The 3096-nt window shown below is 73.1% G+C and carries 3 protein-coding genes; 2 read left to right on the top strand and 1 reads right to left on the bottom strand.

Annotated features, from left to right (window positions below; all coding sequences use genetic code 11):
* The first annotated feature begins 124 nt into the window (after positions 1-124).
* Entirely contained in the window at positions 125-673 is a 549-nt protein-coding gene (locus tag AE652_RS29935; RefSeq protein WP_304414273.1) for a methylated-DNA--[protein]-cysteine S-methyltransferase, read from the top strand.
* An 18-nt stretch (positions 674-691) separates the two neighbouring features.
* Here the strand turns inward: AE652_RS29935 and AE652_RS29940 are convergent, their stop codons facing one another.
* The gene (locus AE652_RS29940; RefSeq protein ID WP_049657134.1) at positions 692-1765 is read right to left on the bottom strand and encodes an ATP-grasp domain-containing protein; all 1074 of its coding nucleotides are present in this window, start codon (positions 1763-1765) and stop codon (positions 692-694) included.
* A 329-nt stretch (positions 1766-2094) separates the two neighbouring features.
* Here AE652_RS29940 and AE652_RS29945 point away from each other — a divergent pair.
* On the top strand, positions 2095-3096 hold a 1002-nt coding region (locus AE652_RS29945), incomplete at its 3' end, for a family 2B encapsulin nanocompartment shell protein (RefSeq protein WP_049657136.1).

Consider the following 3096-nt stretch of genomic DNA (forward strand, 5'->3'; position numbering starts at 1 on the left):
CGAGCCCGTGGATCGCGCGCCGGGGCCTGTCGGCCGCCCGCCGTACGATGGCGCGCGGGGCGGGGACGCCCCCCGGACGCCGGGGTGGCCGGCGGCCGGTCCGGCGGAGGGTGGGGGCCCGAACGTGCCGCAGTCCTGGTCGATGTCCTGGCTGACCGTGCCCACGCCGCTGCCCAGCGGGCCGATGCACATCGCGGTGACCCCGCTCGGTGTGGTGTCGGCCGGCTACCGGGGGCCGCGCGAGGGCGAGGCGCCGCCCTGCACCGACGAGTCGAAGATCGCCGCCGTCACCGAGCGGATCGGCGCCTACCTGGCGGGCCGCACCCGCGACCTGGGCCTGCCGATCGACTGGAGCCTGAGCTCCGGCCCGCACCGCGCGGTGCTGCAGGCGCTCTGGCGCGAGGTGCCGTACGGCCGGACCATCACCTACGGCGAACTGGCCGCCCGCAGCGGGGTGTTCGAGGACGTGACGGAGCCCGGCCTGGCCGCCCGCACGGTCGGGCAGATGATGGCCGCCAACCCCGTCCCCCTGCTGGTGCCCTGCCACCGGGTGGTGGCGGCGGACGGGATCGGCGGCTTCGGCGGCGGCCGGGTCGGGATCGAGGTGAAGCGCTGGCTGCTCACGCTCGAGGGCGTGCTGGAGCCGACCCTCGACTGGAACGGCCCGCTGTAGCGGCGGGCGCGCGGCCGTTCACCGGTGCAGCGCCCGGACCAGTGACACCCGTCCCGGCGCCCGGCGTTGAAGCACCGGCCGGATGCCGGACACCAGCGTGTACTCGATGCCGCGCACGTCCGGTTCCGCCCCCGGGTACTCCGGCCGCTCCCCGAGTGCCAGCCGCACCGCGTCCCACGGCAGGTTGAGGCCGCACAGCCGCAGCTGGTGGAGCCCGGCGGCGGGGCGGGTGTTGACGTCGATGACCACCGGCCGGCCGTCGAAGCGGCGGAACTGCACGTTGGACAGGTACGCCATGCCGGTCGCGCGGACCAGCCGCCGGACCGGGTCCAGGTAGCACTCCTCGGTGGTGAAGCCGCGGCGGCGGCCCTCCTTGGTGCGCCCGACCGCGGTGAGCGGGCCGCCGTCCCGGTCGGCGAGGCAGTCCACCGAGACCTCCGGTCCGTCCAGGTAGGGCATCACCAGCAGGTCCACCGGCTCGCCGTCCGGGCCGCCCTCGGCGAGTGCCGCGGCCACCTGATCGACCTGCACCCGGTGGTCCCAGCCGGTCAGCCGCCGCGCTCCGTACGGTTCCCGGGTGAGCACCCGGAAGCCGGCGCCGCCCGCACCGGCGGTGGGTTTGAGGCAGGCGGTGTGCCCGGCGCCCTCGATCCGCTCGACGGCGTCCCACAGCTCGCCGGGGGTGCGCACCCGCCACCAGGGCGGGGTGGGCAGGCCGGCCCCGGCGATCACCGCGTAGCCGTCGGCCTTGCTGGTGAAGGCCGCTATCGCGGTGGCCGGCGGGCAGAGCAGCGCGGTGCCGATCGCCTCGAACTCCGGCCGGGCGAGGGCGATGGCGAGCTGGTGCAGCTGCGGGACGAAGACGTCGACGGCGTGCCGGGCGCAGTAGTCCAGCGCGTAGCCGACGTAGCCGTCCGCCGGCAGGTCGGCCGGCTCGGCGCTGCCGTGGTCGGCGGCGGCGAGCACGGGGGAGTCCGGGTCGCCGTGGGTCGCGTGGACCACCACCGGGCGCGGGGCGGCGCGCAGTTGTTCGATGAAGAAGACGTTCTCGGCGTAGGTGCGGTTCAGCCAGACACGTACGGGTGCACTCATGTGACCCTCTCGGGAAGAGAGTTGACGAAGGGTCAGGGCACCCTAGCGGCCTGTTCGAACGGTCCGGACGGCGGGGGCGCCGCCTGTGGATCGTGGCGCGGGGTGGCGCGGTTCGGGGCGCGGATGGGGGAGGATGGGGCGCCGCGCTCCGAGCTGTTCGAATAGACGGTCGAACAGATATCGATCGGGTGATCTATTCGTACTATTTGTTTAGGCATTCCGAACCACTCGAACGAGTGATTGCGGCGCACCCTCGGCAGGGCCCACCATGAAGCTGCAACACGCATGTGCAAGGCGACACTTCATCGGGATATGCGAAGGGCTCCCCCATGTCGACCGAAACCAATGCCGGAATTCCCGCGCCCAGTGCGCAGTCGGAGATCCGGCAGCAGCAGAGTCTGAGCACGGCCGGCGCGCGGAACCTCGCGACGACCACCAAGTCCGCGCCCCAGATGCAGGGCATCAGCCCGCGCTGGCTGCTCAGGAAGCTGCCCTGGGTGCAGGTGTCCGGCGGCACCTACCGGGTGAACCGCCGCCTGCGCCACTCGGTCGGCCGCGGCCGGGTGGGTTTCGTCAAGACCGGTGCCGAGGTGCGGATCGTCGCGCCCACGCTGGCCGAGGTGCCGGTGCTGCGCGGATTCCAGGACGAGGCCGTGCTGGAGGAGCTGGCCTCGCGCTTCGTGCAGCGGGAGTTCGCCCCGGGCGACGTGCTGGTCCAGGCCGGCGCCCCGATCACCGAGGTGTTCCTGATCGCGCACGGCAAGCTCGACCGGCTGGGCACCGGCAAGTACGGCGAGGAGACGGTCGTCGGCACCCTCGCCGACGGCGACCACCTCGGCGACGAGGCGGTCCGGCAGGACGGCGGCGCCTGGCCGTACACCGTCCGCGCCGCGACGGCCGGCACCGTGATGACGCTGTCCTGGCCCGCCTTCCAGGAGCTGCACGACCGCTCCGAGGCGCTCCAGCTCCAGATCATCGAATACCTGAACGGCTTCCAGCAGGCGCAGAACAAGCACGGCGAGGCCGCGATCGACCTCTCCGCCGGCCACCAGGGCGAGTACGAGCTGCCCGGCGCCTTCGTGGACTACGAGCTCAAGCCGCGCGAGTACGAGCTCAGCGTCGCGCAGACCATCCTCAAGGTGCACAGCCGGGTCGCCGACCTCTACAACCAGCCGATGAACCAGACCGAGCACCAGCTGCGGCTGACCATCGAGGCCCTGCGCGAGCGCCAGGAGCACGAGCTCGTCAACAACCCCGACTTCGGGCTGCTCGGCAACGCCGCGTACGACCAGCGCTTCCAGACCCACTCCGGCCCGCCCACCCCGGACGAC

Origin of the sequence: Kitasatospora sp. MY 5-36 (assembly GCF_001182915.1) — a bacterium.
In the GTDB taxonomy this organism is placed as follows: domain Bacteria; phylum Actinomycetota; class Actinomycetes; order Streptomycetales; family Streptomycetaceae; genus Kitasatospora.

Excerpts from the sequence above, each read along its gene's own strand:
- AE652_RS29940 (WP_049657134.1), bottom strand. The coding sequence starts at position 1,765 with ATGAGTGCACCCGTACGTGTCTGGCTGAACCGCACCTACGCCGAGAAC.